The 17,035-nt window shown below is 59.6% G+C and carries 17 protein-coding genes; 13 read left to right on the top strand and 4 right to left on the bottom strand.

The genetic code is table 11. From position 1 onward, the window contains the following. Nucleotide 1 precedes the first annotated feature (1 nt). Complete coding sequence (locus CIC07_RS19410) at nt 2–778, top strand: ABC transporter ATP-binding protein (protein ID WP_076353741.1); 777 nt, start codon at nt 2–4, stop codon at nt 776–778. Further along, nucleotides 753–2,699, top strand: coding sequence for an FtsX-like permease family protein (locus tag CIC07_RS19405; protein WP_076353743.1), 1,947 nt, complete (start codon nt 753–755; stop codon nt 2,697–2,699). Before CIC07_RS19410 ends, CIC07_RS19405 begins: the two co-directional genes overlap by 26 nt. A gap of 113 nt (nt 2,700–2,812) precedes the next feature. Here CIC07_RS19405 and CIC07_RS19400 read toward each other — a convergent pair whose 3' ends face one another. Then, nucleotides 2,813–3,319, bottom strand: coding sequence for a hypothetical protein (locus CIC07_RS19400; protein ID WP_076353745.1), 507 nt, complete (start codon nt 3,317–3,319; stop codon nt 2,813–2,815). 474 nt (nt 3,320–3,793) lie between these two features. Between CIC07_RS19400 and CIC07_RS19395 the strand changes: the two genes are divergently transcribed. Both CIC07_RS19395 and sda read left to right on the top strand, forming a co-directional pair. Continuing rightward, the gene (locus CIC07_RS19395; RefSeq protein WP_076356756.1) at nt 3,794–4,444 is read left to right on the top strand and encodes a YheC/YheD family protein; all 651 of its coding nucleotides are present in this window, start codon (nt 3,794–3,796) and stop codon (nt 4,442–4,444) included. 301 nt (nt 4,445–4,745) lie between these two features. Further along, on the top strand, nt 4,746–4,889 hold the full coding sequence (gene sda, locus CIC07_RS19390) for a sporulation histidine kinase inhibitor Sda (RefSeq protein ID WP_076353749.1): 144 nt from the start codon (nt 4,746–4,748) through the stop codon (nt 4,887–4,889). A 60-nt stretch (nt 4,890–4,949) separates the two neighbouring features. Here sda and CIC07_RS19385 read toward each other — a convergent pair whose 3' ends face one another. Both CIC07_RS19385 and CIC07_RS19380 read right to left on the bottom strand, forming a co-directional pair. Then, the gene (locus tag CIC07_RS19385; protein ID WP_076353751.1) at nt 4,950–5,180 is read right to left on the bottom strand and encodes a hypothetical protein; all 231 of its coding nucleotides are present in this window, start codon (nt 5,178–5,180) and stop codon (nt 4,950–4,952) included. Between the two features lie 145 nt (nt 5,181–5,325). Next, the gene (locus CIC07_RS19380; protein ID WP_076353753.1) at nt 5,326–6,327 is read right to left on the bottom strand and encodes an NAD(P)/FAD-dependent oxidoreductase; all 1,002 of its coding nucleotides are present in this window, start codon (nt 6,325–6,327) and stop codon (nt 5,326–5,328) included. Nucleotides 6,328–6,530: 203 nt separating this feature from the next. Between CIC07_RS19380 and CIC07_RS19375 the strand changes: the two genes are divergently transcribed. Beyond that, nucleotides 6,531–7,724, top strand: a complete 1,194-nt coding sequence (locus CIC07_RS19375) for an NAD(P)/FAD-dependent oxidoreductase (RefSeq protein WP_076353755.1) — start codon at nt 6,531–6,533, stop codon at nt 7,722–7,724. Continuing rightward, nucleotides 7,724–7,993: a hypothetical protein gene (locus CIC07_RS19370; RefSeq protein WP_076353757.1), complete on the top strand. Its 270-nt coding sequence runs from the start codon at nt 7,724–7,726 to the stop codon at nt 7,991–7,993. Before CIC07_RS19375 ends, CIC07_RS19370 begins: the two co-directional genes overlap by 1 nt. A 111-nt stretch (nt 7,994–8,104) precedes the next feature. Here CIC07_RS19370 and hemQ read toward each other — a convergent pair whose 3' ends face one another. After that, the gene (hemQ, locus tag CIC07_RS19365) at nt 8,105–8,851 is read right to left on the bottom strand and encodes a hydrogen peroxide-dependent heme synthase (protein ID WP_076353759.1); all 747 of its coding nucleotides are present in this window, start codon (nt 8,849–8,851) and stop codon (nt 8,105–8,107) included. Between the two features lie 186 nt (nt 8,852–9,037). Here hemQ and CIC07_RS19360 point away from each other — a divergent pair, with 186 nt between their 5' ends. From CIC07_RS19360 to CIC07_RS19330, 7 genes are all read left to right on the top strand, one after another. Beyond that, a complete protein-coding gene (locus tag CIC07_RS19360) occupies nt 9,038–9,325 on the top strand; it encodes a YuiB family protein (protein WP_083436575.1) in 288 nt (95 codons plus the stop codon). Between the two features lie 267 nt (nt 9,326–9,592). After that, on the top strand, nt 9,593–11,113 hold the full coding sequence (locus tag CIC07_RS19355; protein ID WP_076353761.1) for a replication initiation and membrane attachment family protein: 1,521 nt from the start codon (nt 9,593–9,595) through the stop codon (nt 11,111–11,113). Nucleotides 11,114–11,177: 64 nt separating this feature from the next. Beyond that, nucleotides 11,178–12,158 (top strand): primosomal protein DnaI, encoded by a 981-nt coding sequence (gene dnaI, locus CIC07_RS19350; RefSeq protein WP_076353763.1) that lies wholly within the window; start codon nt 11,178–11,180, stop codon nt 12,156–12,158. 162 nt (nt 12,159–12,320) lie between these two features. Further along, nucleotides 12,321–12,650, top strand: coding sequence for an ArsR/SmtB family transcription factor (locus CIC07_RS19345; RefSeq protein ID WP_076353765.1), 330 nt, complete (start codon nt 12,321–12,323; stop codon nt 12,648–12,650). Continuing rightward, a complete protein-coding gene (locus tag CIC07_RS19340; protein WP_076353767.1) occupies nt 12,647–13,069 on the top strand; it encodes an SRPBCC family protein in 423 nt (140 codons plus the stop codon). The genes CIC07_RS19345 and CIC07_RS19340 overlap by 4 nt, the downstream gene beginning before the upstream one ends. A gap of 233 nt (nt 13,070–13,302) precedes the next feature. Beyond that, complete coding sequence (locus CIC07_RS19335) at nt 13,303–15,558, top strand: ATP-binding cassette domain-containing protein (protein WP_076353769.1); 2,256 nt, start codon at nt 13,303–13,305, stop codon at nt 15,556–15,558. A gap of 339 nt (nt 15,559–15,897) precedes the next feature. After that, nucleotides 15,898–17,013 carry a sulfate ABC transporter substrate-binding protein gene (locus CIC07_RS19330; RefSeq protein ID WP_076353771.1) on the top strand — a complete coding sequence of 372 codons (1,116 nt, stop codon included), beginning with the start codon at nt 15,898–15,900 and terminating at the stop codon, nt 17,011–17,013. Nucleotides 17,014–17,035 lie beyond the last annotated feature (22 nt).

Here is a 17,035-nt window from a genome sequence, read left to right as displayed (position 1 = left end):
AATGAACATACTCGAAGTCAACTCGCTGGGCAAAATATACAGCACCAAAGGCGAGGTCAGCTACAAAGCTCTGGAAAGCATCGATCTCAATGTCGGCGCAGGGGAGTTCGTCGGCATTATGGGACCGTCCGGCAGCGGCAAGACGACCTTGCTCAATCTGCTGTCGACGATCGACAAGCCGACATCCGGCACGATCCAGGTGCGCGGCATCAATCCGGCCGGACTGTCCGAACGCAAGCTGGCGCTGTTCCGGCGCCGCGAGCTCGGATTCGTGTTCCAGGATTTCAACCTGCTCGACACGCTCAGCCTCAAGGAAAACATCGCGCTTCCGCTTGTGCTCGACGGCGCTTCTCCGTCCAAGATCGAAACGGCCCTGGAGCCGGTGGCGGCTCTGCTCGGCATCGCTCCGATATTGGCGAAGCGCCCTTACGAGGTATCGGGCGGCCAGAAGCAGCGCGCCGCCATCGCGCGGGCGATCATCCACCAGCCGTCGCTGCTGCTGGCCGACGAGCTGACGGGCAATCTCGATTCCAAGTCGGCCAAGGACGTCATGGAATCGCTGAAGGACCTCAATGAACGGCTCGGCGCGACTGTGCTGATGGTGACGCATGACCCGTTCAGCGCCAGCTACTGCCAGCGGATCATTTTCATCAAGGATGGCCGTTTCTTCTCGGAGATCCGCCGCGGGGACAACCGGCAGGCGTTCTTCCAGCAGATTCTGGACTCGCTCAGCGTGTTGGGAGGGAATTTCGATGACGTTCCGTTCGCTCGCGCTTAACAACATCCGGGGCAGCTGGCGCTCCTATGCCGCCTTTTTCCTCAGCAGCGTGTTCTCGGTCATGATTTTCTATCTGTACGCCTCCTTCCTCATGCATCCCGATGTGGCCAGCGGCCACATCGTCCATGCCAACGAGGTCAAGCCGATGATGAGGTTCTGCGAATATCTGATCGTCATCTTCTCGTTCTTCTTCGTGCTGTACTCCAGCTCGGCCTTCCTCAAGACGAGGAAAAAGGAGTTCGGCCTGCTGTCGCTGTTCGGCACGACACGCGGCCAGCTCCGCAAGATGGTCGTCTACGAAAGCATGGCCATCGCGGTGCTCTCCATCGGGGCGGGACTCGGGCTGGGCATCCTGCTCAGCAAGCTGTTCCTGATGGCGCTGGAGGTGCTGCTGCAGAGCGAGGTGCCGATCCGCTTCGCGGTTCCAACCCAAGCGGTGCTGCTTACGGGCGGAGGCTTCCTGCTGCTGTTCTTCGTCATCGCCCTCATTACGGCGATGACCGTAGGCAGGCAGCAGATCGTCGAGCTGCTCGGCGGAGCGAGGCGGCCTAAGAAAGCGCCTGCCGCATCGCCCTGGCTGTCCATTCTCGCTGCGGCTTCCCTCGCTGCCGGTTACGGGCTGGCCTGCTGGATGACGCCGATGAGCTTTCTGATTCTCGCGCTTCCGATCATCGGACTGACGACGCTCGGAACGTATTTCCTCTACACGCAGCTGAGCGTGGCCGTGCTGAATCTGCTCAAGCGGAGCAAGGGCATTTTCTATAAGCGCACGAACATGCTGGTCATCTCCCAGATGTCCTACCGGATCAAGGACAACGCGCGGGTGCTGTTCGTCGTCACGATCCTGAGCGCGGTCGTCATGAGCGCGGCCAGCACGGTGTATGTGTTCCAGAAGCTGCAGCGCGATCAGATCCTGGAGCATACTCCGTTCACGGTCGGATATGTGGAGCGCGGCGACGGCCATCCGGTGATGGACCCGGCGCAGGCCCGCAAGCTGCTCCAAGACGGAGGAGGCCGCATCGCCGAGCAGGTGGAGCTCCAAGGCGTTCTGGCGCAGGGGCTTGCTTCGGCGGCGGCGGGCTGGAAGCCCGACGATTCCAGCAAGGCGATGGCGGTGTCGGCTTCCGACTACAACCGGCTGGCCAAGCGGGCCGGTCTGGATGCGGTGAACCCTGCCGAGGGCGAGGCCGTCATCGGCTATCCCTATAAGGAAATGAAGGGAGCCAAGACGAAGCCGAACGAAACCGTCTCCGGCCAGGCAGGCGGAGGGAGCTTCGAGCTGAAGCTGCAGAAGATCGTATACGGCAGCGTCTTCAGTCCCGTGAATGACGCGACCTATCTGCTGGTCGTTCCCGATTCCACTTTCGGAGCATGGAAGGTCGGGGCTCCGCCTGCGGAGCGCCTGCGTGCATACGGCTTCGAGCTCAGCGATTGGGAGCGTGCCCTGCCTGCCGTCCAAGCCTTTGAAAAGCCGCTCACGAAAGAGCAGAAGAGCTATGTCCAGAGCTACAGGGTCGAGAGCTACCGCGACATGAAGCAGTCGATCGGCCTGACCATTTTCATCGGCCTCTTCATCAGCGTCCTGTTCTTCGTCGCCGCAGGCAGCCTGCTTTACTTCAAGCAGTTCACCGAGCTGCAGGAGGATCAGAGCCAGTTCCAGGCGCTGCGCAAAATCGGCCTCACCGCCGGCGAGCTGCGCCGCACGGTAGCGGCTCAAGTCGGCATCCTGTACCTTGCACCCTGCCTGCTCGGCATCGTCCACAGCGTATTCGCGATGTTCGCCTTGGGCACGCTGATCGGAACGCCGGTGTGGATGTACGGACTCATCATCATGGGCATCTATATTCTGCTTCAGGGCGTGTATTTCCTGATCTCCTGCACGGCCTACACGAGGAGCATTCTGAAGCTGCCCGCAAGCTGAGCCGGGCCCGGTCGCATGGATCGGAGAGGAAGGGCTATGCAGCAGGATCAAGTTTTCACGGCAAAAAAAGCGGACCCCCGGAATAGATCCGGAGGTCCGCTTTTTTCTGATTGTTAAGCGCGGCTTCGCGACAGCAGCAGGAACGAGCCGCCGATGATGAACAGCAGGGCAAGGACCGGGAATACCGAGGCGACGCCGCTGAGCAGCGCGCTGATCGAAAAGACGGCGCTGAACAGGAGGCCGATCACGAGCAGGATGTTGATCGGGACAAGCAGCCAGCGGTTCCGGTTCCCGAACCAATAGAATTCCCACAGGCCGAACGGAACGGCCAGGATGAAGCCGGGCCAGATCGAGCCCCAGTTGTCCAGCAGCATGGCGAACTGGCAGACGAGGCCGGCCGCCAGCAGAATCCCGCCGGGAATGAGGAGTCCCGGTGCGCGGCGTCCGAGCAAGGAGAAGTACATCCAGTGGAAGAAGATGCCGAGCGGGATCACGAACAGGCTTGGCCAGAAATGGCCGAAGATGAAACCGGGACCGACGCTGCGGCCTTGCTGCAGCATCATATAGACCCCGAGGAGGATGAGCGCCGCCCCGAGGACGGCTTTTGCTTGGCGAGTCATGATTCCACCCTTTCGGCTGTCGAGCGCCTGCTGAACGCGGATGAGGATCGGAGCAGCCTGTTTTTTTCCACTATACCAAGGCTGGGGCCGGCTGTCCTCCTGCCGGAGGGAAATCCGATCCCGGACTTAAGTCCAGGTCGGGTCCGCCTGAGGCTCTTGTCCTTCCCCGGCGTCTGCCTGGAAGGCCGCAGCGAGCAATAGAGGCCATAAGCCTCGGACAATCATCCAAGAGTGCGAACGCCTGAAAGCATAGAATAGAAGAGAAAGAGGAAAGGAGAACCGATCCAAATGGAAGAATTCGCAGTAGATTCGGCCTTCCCGGCGGATGATTCGCCTGCGGCTGCCGTTGCGGGCGCCCAGGACGCTCCCGTTCAAGGAGATGCGTTCCCCGAGGCGGCGGAGGCCGAGGATGAGCTGGCCTATGTGCAGAAGGTGCTGTCGCTGCCGCTTCATGCGGGGAAGGGCGGCGGACGCATGCTGTCGAGCAAGATGGCCAAAACCGCCGCGCTGCTGTCCCATCCGTCCATCGCTCCCCATATTCCCCCGACCCGGCCTTATACGGAAGCCAATCTGAAGAGCATGCTGGAGCAGCACGGGATGGTCGTCATCAAGCCGGTTCGCGGAACCGGGGGAATCGGAGTCATCAAGATCGAGCGCAGCGGAAGCGGATACAGCTATGCGCACAGCTCGAAGATCCGCTCGGCCGCGTCGGTCCAATCCCTCCACAGGGCTGTCAAGCCGCTGCAGAAAGGGCGCGCCTACATGATCCAGAAAGGCATCCATCTGGCGACTGTAGGAGGAAGGCCGATCGACTATCGGGTCAAATACGTGAAGAACGGAAGCCGCTGGGAATTCCGCTCGATGGTCGGCCGCGTCGCCAGGCCGGGCTTGTTCGTCACGAACCTGTGCCGGGGCGGCAGCCAGCTGACGGCGGCCCAAGGGATCAGCCGCTCGCTGTCCACGAAGCTGGTGAAGAGCAAGAAGCAGGAAATGCGCAGCCTGACCCGAATTTCAGCGGCTGCGCTGGAAGCCCGCTTTCCCGGCATCGGCCAGCTCGGCTTTGATTACGGACTTGATCGAAGCGGGAAGATATGGATTTTCGAGGTCAATACCCGTCCTAAATAAGCCTGCATTCGAGCCTTATCATTACCCCCCTCATCTTCCGCTCAACCTGGATGGAGCCTGCAAATCCTTTATCGGAAATTGGGTATTCATCAAACTTTTTTATCGAAATTCCTCCCCCTCAGGTTGTGTATAACTCTGTCCACAGTAAGCACGAAGAGTTTCCTCAGGATTTTCCAAATACCCACAATTTGTGCACATCTTGTACACCGTTCCATGTGGATAACGGAACGCTTGTTCCTTGAAAACAGCCCATGCTAAGATTGGGAAGAAATAGAAATTCAATCCGAAAGGAGGCTGAAATATGGAGTTGTTGTCTGATGAGCTGCTGATCGAGACTTACTTCAGCGCGGTCCAGTTCAACCTGGATTACGATTTCATCAAGCTTTTGAAGGGTGAGCTGAAGCGCAGACAACTGAGTCCCGAATCCATACGTTTAGGCGCTTGATGACTTCTTGGCCGCGCTTTTTGTTCCACGGCCATCCGGACGGCAATCTTGGATGGACGATCACAGCTCAATGCGGACGCTGACTCCGCAGCTGCTGGAGCAGGCGGGACAATACACCATATGATAACAAGCCTGTTCCAATCCGCTGGACAGATCTTCGGTCTGCACCGGCGAGTACGGCGAATACGGGCCTGCATAATCCGCCGCGGGACCGCAGTCTTCGGCCGGTCCCGCGCAGAGCGGGCATGCCGCATCGAGAAGCCGGATTCCATTGCATACGGGACACAACATAAAATAGGGTACCCTCCCAAGACATCATTTGCTGCCGCTCCATCGGAAGCATGGCGCATGTCGAGGTAGGATACCCTTATTTTTTCGGTTCCAACGGGTCTGATTTGAGGATGATAAGGTTGGGATATGCTAAGTTATGGCGGCGTTACAGCTTGAGATTGCTGCTATGTCCAGGCGAGAGCTTGGCGGAAGGATCGATATAGACTTTGGCGTTGTTGACGGCCGTCGGCGCCTCGCCGAAACCGACGGCGATCAGCTTCAGCTTGCCCGGATAGGTCGTGATGTCGCCGGCAGCGAAGATGCCGGGCACGCTCGTCTCCATCCGGGTGTCGACGACGATGCTGCTTCCCTCGATATCGAGGCCCCACTCGGCGATCGGGCCGAGTGACGATACGAAGCCGAAGTTGACGATGACCGTATCCGCATCCAGCACGGTCTCCTCGCCGGTCTTCACATTGCGCAGCGTGACCCGCTCGATGTAGACCTCGCCCTCCAGCTTGGCGATCTCGGTCGGGACAAGCACGCGGACGGTGGATGCCTGCAGCTTGGCTACGCTGTGTTCGTGTGCGCGGAATTTGTCCCTTCTGTGGATCAGGGTGACGCTCTCGGCGATCGGCTCGAGCATGAGCGCCCAGTCGACGGCGGAATCGCCGCCTCCGCTGATCAGCACCTTCTGGCCCTTGAACTGATGCAGATCGCTGACGAAGTAATGCAGGTTTTTCTTCTCGTACAGCGCCGCCTCCGGCAGCTCGAGCCTGCGGGGCTCGAAGGCGCCGACGCCTGCCGTGACGATGACGGCGCGGGCCCAATGGACGGCTTTGTCGGTACGGATCTCGAACAGCCGCTCCTCGTGTTTGACGAGAGAGGCCACCTTCTCCTCGAGGCACACTTCCGGCGCGAAATGATCCAGCTGCCTCCGCAGCGAATCGACGAGCTCCTGAGCGGTCACTTTGGGAAAGCCGGCTACATCGTAGATGTACTTCTCGGGATACAGGGCGGCGAGCTGGCCGCCCAACTGCGGCATGCTTTCGATGATCTTGACGGATGCCTGGCGCATGCCGCCGTAAAAGGCGGCGAACATGCCCGCCGGCCCGCCTCCGATAATGGCGATGTCGACCGGTTCCGCATTGGATTCCAATCCTGTCATTTCCGCACCTCCAGAACATGGGCTACAGGACCATTATACGCCTGCCCGGGCGTCCAATGGAAACGGCGCAATTGTACGTTCTTCTAATTATTTTCGTAGGAAATGACCTTGATGTGCCAATCCTTATTTTGATATCATGGCAGGAGTATCTTTAGATCATTAGATAGCAGGATGTCAAGAGATGGATTGGAAGGGAACGCCATATGAGCAATATACCGAAGATCGTCATACTGGGAGCAGGCTACGGAGGCATTCTGACCGCGCTGAAGCTCCAGAAGCAGCTGAACTACAACGAAGCGGACGTCACGCTCGTCAACAAGCACGACTACCATTACATTACGACCCATTTGCATATGCCGGCAGCGGGAACGGACAATCCCGAGAATGCCCGCGTCAATATCTCCAAGCTGATCGATGAATTCAAGATCGACTTCGTGAAGTCCACGGTCGTGCAGATCCGGACGCAGGACAAGAAGGTCATTCTGGAGGACGGTACGCTGTCCTACGACTACCTGGTCGTCGGACTCGGAGGAGAGCCGGAAACGTTCGGCATCCCGGGCCTCGCCGAGCATGCGATGAACATCCGCAGCATCAACTCGGTCCGCCTCATCCGCGAGCATATTGAATACCAGTTCGCGAGATACAAGCGGGAGCCGCACCGCACCGATTACCTGACGTTCGTCGTCGGGGGAGCGGGCTTCACCGGCATCGAGTTCGTCGGCGAGCTGGCCGACCGCATCCCGCAGCTATGCCGCGCGTTCGACGTGGACCGCTCGCTCGTGAAGCTCTACAACATCGAGGCGGCGCCGTCCGCGCTGCCGGGCTTCGATCCGGAGCTGGTGAAGTACGGCATGGACGTGCTGGCCAAGAAAGGCGTCATCTTCCGCATCGGGACCGCGATCAAGGAATGCTCGCCCGACGGCGTCATCGTCGGCGACGGCGAGGAGATCCGCTCCAAGACCGTCATCTGGACCGGGGGCATCCGCGGCAACCGGCTGATCGACGAGGCCGGCTTCGAGACGATGCGCGGCCGCGTCAAGGTCGACGACTACCTGCGGGCTCCGAACCAGGAGAACATCTACATCATCGGGGACAACTCCCTGATGTTCAACGAAGAGGGCCGTCCGTATCCGCCGACCGCTCAGATCGCCATGCAGCAGGGCGTCACCTGCGCCCATAACCTGGTCGCGGCGATCCGCAGCCAGCCGCTGAAGACATTCGCCTTCAGCAACAAGGGCACGGTCGCCTCGCTCGGCAAGGGCGAGGGCATCGGCGTCGCCTTCGGCAAGAAATACCAAGGCCGCAAGGCCGCCTGGCTGAAGAAGATGATCGACCTGCGCTACCTGTTCATCATCGGAGGCATCCCGCTCGTCCTGCGCAAAGGAAAGTTCTTCTAATGCGCCACTGCAGCGTGCAGGTGCGCGGCCTGCTGACGAGAGACGAGCTCGACCGGTACAACGCGCTGATGGAAGTGGGCTCCTACCTGGAGTCCCAGAACCGCCACGACTTGGCCTACGCCGTCCAGAAGGAAGTGGACCGGCTGATCGAGCCGGGCATCGAGCGGCTCAAGGAGAAGGGCCGGCAGCGCGACCGGGACACCGAGGAATATCTGAATGCCAAGAGGCTGGCCGCCGAGGCCGGTCTTGAGGATGACGAAGACGATTGAATAGAAAAAGCCGCAGGCTGATGGGGAACCCTTCAGCCTGCGGCTTTGTTTTATGCCGCCCTGCGCCGGTGCGCAGGGCTTGCCTTGAACGGGAAGATCCCGGTCAGGGCATCAAACGGACAGCAGCCGCTCCAGCTTGGCGCCGTCGAGCAGATTGCCGATGAAGAACTCGCCGAAGTCGCCGTAGCGAGCGCTCACCTCGTCGAACCGCATCTCGTAGACGAGCTTCTTGAATTGGAGGGCGTCCTCCGCGAACAGCGTCACGCCCCATTCCCAGTTGTCGAAGCCGACGGAGCCGCTGATGATCTGCTTGACCTTGCCGGCGTACTGGCGGCCGATCATGCCGTGGCTGCGCATCATCGCGCGCCGCTCGTCCATGCCGAGCATATACCAGTTGTCGCCGCCGTCGCGGCGCTTGTTCATCGGATAGAAGCAGATGTGGCGGGCTTTCGGAAGCGTCGGCTTGAGGCGGGCCATGATGTCCGGGTTCTGCATCGGATCCTCGCCCGGCTTGCTCATGTAGTTGCTGAGCTCCACGATGCTGACGTAGGAGTAGGCGGGCTTCGCATAGTCGCCGAGCGGACTCTTGTTGAAGCTCGTCTCCAGCTCGTTCAGCTCTTCGAGCGTCTCGCGAAGATGCATGATGACGAAGTCGGCTTTCTGGCCGACGACGGAATAGAACGCCGTGCTGCCCTTGCGGTCCTGCTCGTCGCGCGTCCATTCGGCCAGCATGGATTGGATGGAGTCCAGCGCGGAAGCGCGGTCTCCGGCGCCTGCCGCTTTCCAGGCCTGCCAGTCGATCGTGCGGAAATCATGGAGAACGTACCAGCCCTCCAGCGTTTGTGCTGCGTCACTCATTTCCGTTGTTTCTCCTTCCTAATGAAGGGGCATGCCTGCACCCCTCCTGCCATGTCTCCCATTGTATCGAATCGCCTCAGGCAGAGCAACCGGAGCGGGAAGCTGCAAATTGACTTGCGGGCAGGCTTGGCATAAACTTAGAAGGAACCGCGTTTGGTATGCGAGAACGGAAGGATGATAGGCGGCATGCTTCAAATCATAATTGCGACGGTGCTCTTTTTTGTGATGATGTTTGGAATCGGATTCATCCTGAACATGCTCATGAAGACGACCTGGTTTCCGATTTATCTGTTCCTGATCGTACTGGTGCCGATCTACATATGGTCCACCTGGGACCACAGCGTCTCGGTGGCCGATAATATAGGAGAGTTCACGTTCATCGATTGGATGCCGGTCATCGGCGCCCTTGTCGGAGCCTACGTAAGCGGGTATGCCATCCGCAAGCTCCGCATCGGCGGCTTCAAGATGTTCTAGGCGTTTTGCCGGGATTTCAAAAAAAGGAAAGCGGCCGACATGCGGCGCTTTCGCGGCCTGCTCGATCCATAGGCTGCGGGCGCTGCCATGTCTTTTTTTTCTCTCCCGCCCAAGGCGATCCCGTCTTGGCTCCTCACGGGACGAGCCGGGAGGGCGGCGCCATAAAATGGTCGGGCAAGAAGGCGGGATCAAGCTTCTCGAATGGTGTCGGATAGGCTCGATTCTATGATACACTAGTAGGACGAAGAAGAAGGAGTGGAAGAAACGATGCGCATAGACAGCCGGCTGCAATTCACCGAACATCACCGGTTCTGTGTGTACCGGAGCTTCTCGCTGAGTCCGCTCGACCAGCGGATGCTGACGCTTATATACCAGCCGATGACGGGAGCGGCCGCCGCTTCCCTCTATCAGTTCCTTTATTATCAGGTCGCGGAGGGATACAGCGGGTATTCCTCTCTCGACAGCCAGCGCAAGCTGTTCCTCGGTCTCGGCCTCGACATGAACGACGCCGGCCGCCGGGAGCTGGCCGCATGCGCCTCCGTCCTGGAGGCGCTCGGCTTGCTGACGACCTGCCGGCTGTTCCTGCCGGGCCAGGAAGACGTCATGTACGAATACGAGCTGACCGCGCCGCTGTCGCCGTCCGAGTTTTTCCAGAACCAGCATCTGAGCATGCTGCTGCGGGACAAGGTCGGCAAGTACGGCGTCGTGAGCCTTCAGGAGTCGCTGTTCCAGCGGGAGCCGGACGAGCTCGCCCAGCATGAGCTGGTCAAGGAGAACATCTCGATGCCGTTCTACGAGCTGTTCCGACTGAACGCCGCCGTCGATCTGGAGCTGGAGCAGGCTCTCGAGGAAACGTCGCCGGTCCGCAAGGCTCCGGTCCAGCCGGAGCAGCCGAGCGCCGGAATCCAGTACGGCGACCTCATCTACCGGTTTCCGCGGGGATCGGCGAACCGCCCTTATGTGGAGAGGCTGCGGGGAGACCAGGACCGGATGGCCCAGTTGAATTACGTCGCCTACAAATACGGTCTCGGGGCTGCCGACCTCAGCAGGCTGCTGGACGAAGAGGATGTATTCGACGGACGCGGCGAGCTGCAGCTCGACGACCTGCAGCTCAAGGCCGCCCAGATGTACCGGCAGGACCGCAAGCGCGAGAGCGACCGGGCGCGCCAGACCTCGCGGATGCAGGAGGAGACGGAAGCCGAGCAGCCGGAGCACGGCGTGCTCGCGGAGCATTATTTGCCGGTTCCGTCCCAGCTGTCCGGGCGATGCGACATCCAGCAGTACAACATGCTGATGCGCAACGAGCCGCACACCCGCTTCCTGCGCAGGTTTTTCCCCGGCGCCGTGCCGGACTGGATCGAGCGGCAATTCGAGAGGATCGACCTTCACTACAAGCTGCCGGGACCGGTCATCAACGTGCTCGTCCATTATGTCTTCGGGATGAAGGGATCCTCGCGCGTCACGAAAACGTTCATCGAAGCGGTCGCTTCCAACATGCTCGTGCAGCAGGTGGACGAATTCGAGAAGGCGGTCGGCTATGTGAGGGAGCAGATCGAAGTGGAGCGCTCCCGCGAAGCCCAGCAGGCCGGCGCCCCGGGCAGGGGACAGGCTGCTTCCCAGCCGCGGAGCGCCCCGGCTGCCGGAGGCAGAGGCGGATACCGCCGGACCGGGGTCTCGCGCAAGCCGGTGCTGCCGGTCGCGGGGGATGACGCCGCCTCCGCTCCGGAGGTATCGCCGGAGGAGCTGGAAGAGATTTTGCAGCTTGCGCGCAAGCTGGACGGCAAGTAGGCTATGGAGCCCATCGGGCTTTTACGATAAGCGGCAAGCATGAGAGAGAAAGGAGGAGACCGACATGGAATCCCTGAAGGATTTGCTCAAAACGATGCCGGGAGGAGCCCAGATCCGCGCCCGGGCCCAAAAGCAGCTGCAGGAGCTGCTTGACGATCCCGGCGTCCGCAAGCTGAGGGAACAGCATCCCGACATCGACGAAGGCGTGGTGAGGCGCAATTCCAACCTCGTCTACCAATACGTCAAGGAGCATCGCAACTGCTCGGCCTGCCCGGGTCTGGATGAGTGTCCCAACGACTTCCAGGGCCATTATACGCTGCTGTCCGCCGACGGCTCCAGCGGCGAAACCCGACTGATCGACCGGAAGACAGCCTGCCGCAAGTTCATTGCCCGCCGCAACGAGGAGCTGATCCGCAGCCGCATCCGCAGCTTCTATGTCAGCGACAAGGTGCTCGCCAAAGCGTATTCCTTCGAAGACATCGCGAGGAAGGACTCGGCCCGCCTGCCGGCGGTCAAGCAAATTCTTCAATATATCGACCGGACCAAAGAGCAGGGCCTGCAGACGGACGGCCTGTACTTGACCGGCCAGTTCGGAACGGGCAAGACGTTCCTGATGGGCTATATGATGGGAGAGCTGGCGAAGCTCGGCTACTCGGGCGTCATTGTCTACATGCCGGATTTCGTCGAGGATCTCAAGGCCATGTTCGGCGAGCCGGGACGTCTCAAGGAGACGATCGATCTCATGAAGGAAGCCGATATTCTGATCTTCGACGATATCGGCGCCGAGAACTTGAGCCCGTGGGTTCGGGACCATGTCATGGGCTCGATCCTGAACTACCGAATGGAGCGCAAGCCGACCTTCTATACCTCGAACCACGCCCTTGACGATTTGGAGCAGCATTTCAGCTTCACGAGCAAGGACGGGGAGGAATACCACAAGGGCCGCCGGATCATGGACCGGATCCGCCCGTTCGTGGAAGTCATCATGGTCAAGGGAACGAACAAGCGCGGCTCCCGCGGCGCCGCTCCCGGAGCGGAAGCCTGACCACTCTCAGGCCGCAGTGTCCCGATCGAGACATCCGTCTCGCATCGGGACTTTTTTTGTGGAAGCGGATCGTTTGACAGACACCTAATGGTGTCGTATGATCGAAAGGCCACCAAAAGGTGTCCGGTTATCGGTTCAATTGAATGCGTAGGAGAGGGTGTTGTGAGCGAGAACAGCCCGCTGCGGGATGTATATGATGCGATTGCGGACCCGACCAGGCGCAGGCTGATCTCTCTGCTGGCAGAGGCGGAGGAGATGCCGCTTCATGAATTGACGGCTCCGTTCGAGATGGGCCGCACAGCCGTATCCAAGCATTTGGGCATTCTCAAGGAAGCTGGACTCGTGCGCGACCGCAAAGTCGGCAGAGAGACGCGGTTCAGGCTGAATGCCGCTCCGCTGCGAGAGATTCAAGACTGGGTCGCTTTCTACAGCAAGTTCTGGAGTTCGAATATGTCGCGCCTGAGCCGACTATTAGAGGAGGAAGAAGAATGAGCCTAACGTTATCCTTGGATTTTCAGTATACGGCGTCGATCGAGAAGCTTTGGTCCGCCATAACCGATTCCAGCAAGCTTGCCAAGTGGGTCGTCGATATCCACAACGGCCAGCCGATGGAAAATGATTTCAAGCCCGTCGTAGGACATCGGTTCCAGTTCCGCACCCAGCCGTCCGAATGGTGGGATGGAATCATCGAGGGCGAAGTGCTTGTCGTGGACGAACCCGGCATACTGTCCTATACTTGGGCAAGCGGCGGAGAGAAGCACACGGTTACGTGGACACTGCAGGATCTAGGGGACGGAAAGGTCAATCTGCATCTCGAGCAAGTCGGATTCACAAATGCCCAAGGACTCGAAGGCGCTAAATACGGCTGGAGCAAATGGTGCGGAGAGCTCGAGAAGGTATTGGCGCCATAAGCAGTCTCATTTCAAACGGCGAGAGCTTATCGGTCCTGAAGGCTGTATGATCGGGTTCGGCAGCGAAACCTGCTCAACCCGGACCGGGCATAAACCGGCTGCATGCAACCTGCGGCCGGTTTATGTCTGCTTCGGTTCATCGGACAAGCTCCTGCCGTTTCTTGTCATGTACGCATGAATTCGTCTGGTAACGCCGGAAGGAAAGAAAAGAACCATTTGGGAGGGTGTCAACCATGAGCGGATCGAATCAGGAGCACATCGTCATTTCGGGTGCGAGGGAGAACAATCTCAAGGGCGTATCCTTGCGCATTCCCAAGCGGAAGATCACGATCTTCACGGGGGTGTCCGGATCCGGCAAGTCCTCGATCGTTTTCGATACCATCGCCGCAGAATCCCAGCGTCTGCTGAATGAGAACTTCAGCATGTTCGTCCGCAACTTCCTGCCGCGGTTTCCGCAGCCGGACGCAGATGCGATCGAGAACCTCAGCATGGCCGTCATCGTGGATCAGAAGCGGCTCGGCGGCGGCTCCCATTCCACGATGGGCACGATTACCGATATCTCTCCCATTCTCCGTCTTCTCTTCTCCCGAGTGGGACAGCCCTATGTTGGAAAAGCGAACATGTTCTCCTTCAACGATCCGCAAGGCATGTGTCCCGAGTGCAGCGGGCTCGGCCGCAGCCTGTGCGTCGACCTGAGCAAGGCGCTGGACAAGTCGAAGTCGCTGAATGAAGGGGCCATCATGCTGCCCGGCTATGCGGTGAACAGCTGGGATTGGAACATGGTCGTCCAGTCGTGGCCCTTCGACACCGACAAGAAGCTGAGCGATTATTCGGATGAGGACCTGGAGCAGCTGCTGTACGGCAAAGCCAGGAAAGTGAAGATGGATTTCGCGGGCAAGGCGACGAACATTACGGTGGAAGGCGTCATCGAGAAGTTCACGAACAAATACATCAAGCAGGATGTGAAGACGAAGTCGGAGCGCACCCAGCAGGCTGTCGCGCCTTACATCACCGAGGGCGCCTGCTCCAGCTGCCACGGCGCGAGGCTCAGCCAAGCCGCGCTCAACTGCAGGATCAACGGGTACAACATCGCGGAGCTGTCTTCCATAGAGGTCGGCCGTCTCATCGCCGTCATCCGGGAGATCGACGATCCTGCCGCCGCGCCGGTAATCAAATCGCTGTCGGACCGGCTGCAGCATCTGGCCGATATCGGGCTCGACTATTTGACGCTGGACCGGGAGACCGATACGTTGTCCGGCGGCGAGTCGCAGCGCGTCAAGATGGTGAAGCATCTGAGCGGCAGCCTGGTGGATGTCACCTACATCTTCGACGAGCCCAGCGTCGGCTTGCATCCCCGTGACGTGCACCGGCTGAACGGGCTGCTCCAGAAGCTTCGCGACAAGGGCAACACCGTGCTTGTCGTCGAGCATGATCCCGATGTGATCAAGGTCGCGGATCATATTGTCGACGTCGGTCCTCACGCCGGCAGCCGCGGCGGCTCCATCGTGTACGAAGGAAGCTTCCAGAAGCTGCTGGAGTCCGGCACGCTGACCGGCACCCATATGAAGCGGCCGCTCCAGCTGAAGCGCGAATGCAGGCAGCCGTCCGGCAAGCTCCCTATCAAGGAAGCCGCGCTGCACAATCTGCGGAACGTGAGCGTGGATATTCCAACCGGGGTGCTGACCGTCGTTGCGGGTGTCGCCGGCTCGGGCAAGAGCACGCTGATCAACGAGGTGTTCCTCGGCCAGCACCCGGATGCGATCGTCATCGACCAATCGGCGATAGGGGTGTCGACGCGCTCGAATCCCGCGACCTATACAGGCATCATGGACGATGTGCGCAAGGCGTTCGCTACCGCGAACAAGGTGAGCCCAAGCCTGTTCAGCTTCAACTCCAAGGGAGCCTGCGAGAACTGCCAAGGGCTCGGAGTCGTGTACACCGACCTCGGCTACCTCGACGGCGTGAAGCTGCCCTGCGAAGTCTGCGGAGGCGGAAGGTTCAAGGAAGAGGTGCTGACCTACAAGCTGAACGGCAAGTCGATCGCAGAGGTTCTGGAGATGACGGTGGAGCAAGCGCTGGATTTCTTTAAGCTGAAGGAAGTTGTTCGCAAGCTCCAGGCGATGAGCGATGTAGGGCTGAACTATGTTACGCTCGGCCAGCCGCTCAGCACGCTCTCGGGCGGAGAATGCCAGCGCATCAAGCTCGCAAGCGAGCTGCACAAGCAGGGCAGCATCTACGTGATGGACGAGCCGACGACCGGGCTTCATATGTCCGATATCGGACATCTACTGGAGATCATGAACCGTCTCGTGGATGCCGGCAATACCGTCATCGTCATCGAGCACAACCTCGAAGTGATCAGCCAAGCGGATTGGATCATCGATATGGGACCGGACGGCGGCAGCAAGGGCGGCCAGGTCGTGTTCGAGGGCACTCCGGCGCAGATCGTCCAGGCGGAGCAGTCGATCACGGGGAAATACTTGAGGTAAGGAAGCAGGGCAGAGCTTGTGCAGCGGAGTTGAGCCAGCCAACGAGGGAGAGCTGGACGGGCGGGGTATACTCGTCGGAATCGCGAACGAAACGGATGCGGTAAAGGCAAGGACAGCAGAGAGCTGATCTCAGCTGTCCTTTTCCGCATGCGGACCCGATCGGAAGGGTATCAGCGGCAGTTATGGACGCCATAAGGGTTGTTGAAAAATCCGTTGACACCAATGGGAATAGGCTGGTATTATTTGATCCATAAACCAACTAAACAACTAGGAATTATCTCACTTGTTACCGGACGACCGGAACAGGCGGACTTATCTTCCATGAAGGGGTGCTCGTCCATGACAAAGAAAAAGCTTCGCACGCTGCCTGTCCTGTTGCTCTCGGCTTCTCTCGCCTTCACCCTTACCGCCTGCGGCTCCGGCAACAACAGCAAGAATGGAAATGCGGCGTCCGGCAATACCGGCGGCGCGGCCAACGCCGCAGCCAACGACGGCGGCGCCAAGGCAGAGCCCAAAGGGCCTGTCGAGCTGCTCAACGTATCCTACGATCCTACCCGCGAGCTCTATGTGGCGTACAATGCGGCGTTCGCGAAATACTGGAAAGACAAGACAGGCCAGGAAGTCACGGTGAAGCAGTCGCATGGCGGCTCCGGCAAGCAGTCGCTCTCCGTCATCGGCGGCCTCAAGGCCGACGTCGTCACCTTGGCTCTCGGCTACGATATCGACGCCATTGCCGACAAAGGGCTGATCAACAAGGATTGGAGCTCGAAGTACGAGGACAACAGCGCTCCATACACGTCCACGATCGTCTTCCTCGTCCGCAAGGGCAATCCGAAGGGCATCAAGGACTGGAACGATCTCGTGAAGCCGGGCGTGGAGGTCATTACGCCGAATCCGAAAACATCCGGCGGCGCGCGCTGGAACTATTTGGCGGCATGGGGCTACGCCTCCAAGCAGGACGGCGGCGACGAAGCCAAGACGAAGGATTTCATGAAGCAGCTGTTCAAGAACGTTCCGGTGCTCGACTCCGGCGCGCGCGGCGCGACGACGACGTTCACGGAGCGCGGCATCGGCGACGTCCTGCTCGCATGGGAGAACGAGGCCTTCCTGTCCCAGAAGGAGCTGGGGGACAAGTTCGAAATCGTCTATCCTTCGCTCAGCGTGCTTGCGGAGCCTCCGGTAGCCGTCGTCGACAAGGTCGTGGACCAGAAGGGCACCCGCGAGGTCGCCGAGGAATATCTGAAGTATCTGTACAGCGACGAAGGCCAGAAGATCGCCGCCGACAATTTCTACCGTCCGATCAACAAGACGATCGCGGAGCAGTACAAGGACAAATTCAAGGAGCTTGACCTGCTCCAGATCGACAAGGACTTCGGCGGCTGGGCCGAAGCGCAGAAGAAGCATTTCGCCGACGGCGGAACGTTTGACGAAATCTACACGCCGGGATCCAAGTAAAAGGTTCTGGACGATACAGGAG

It is taken from the genome of Paenibacillus sp. RUD330 (genome assembly GCF_002243345.2).
Classification (GTDB): domain Bacteria; phylum Bacillota; class Bacilli; order Paenibacillales; family Paenibacillaceae; genus Paenibacillus_O.
The sequence above is the reverse complement of the archived record's forward strand: the minus strand, read 5'-3'. Positions and strand labels throughout refer to the sequence as shown.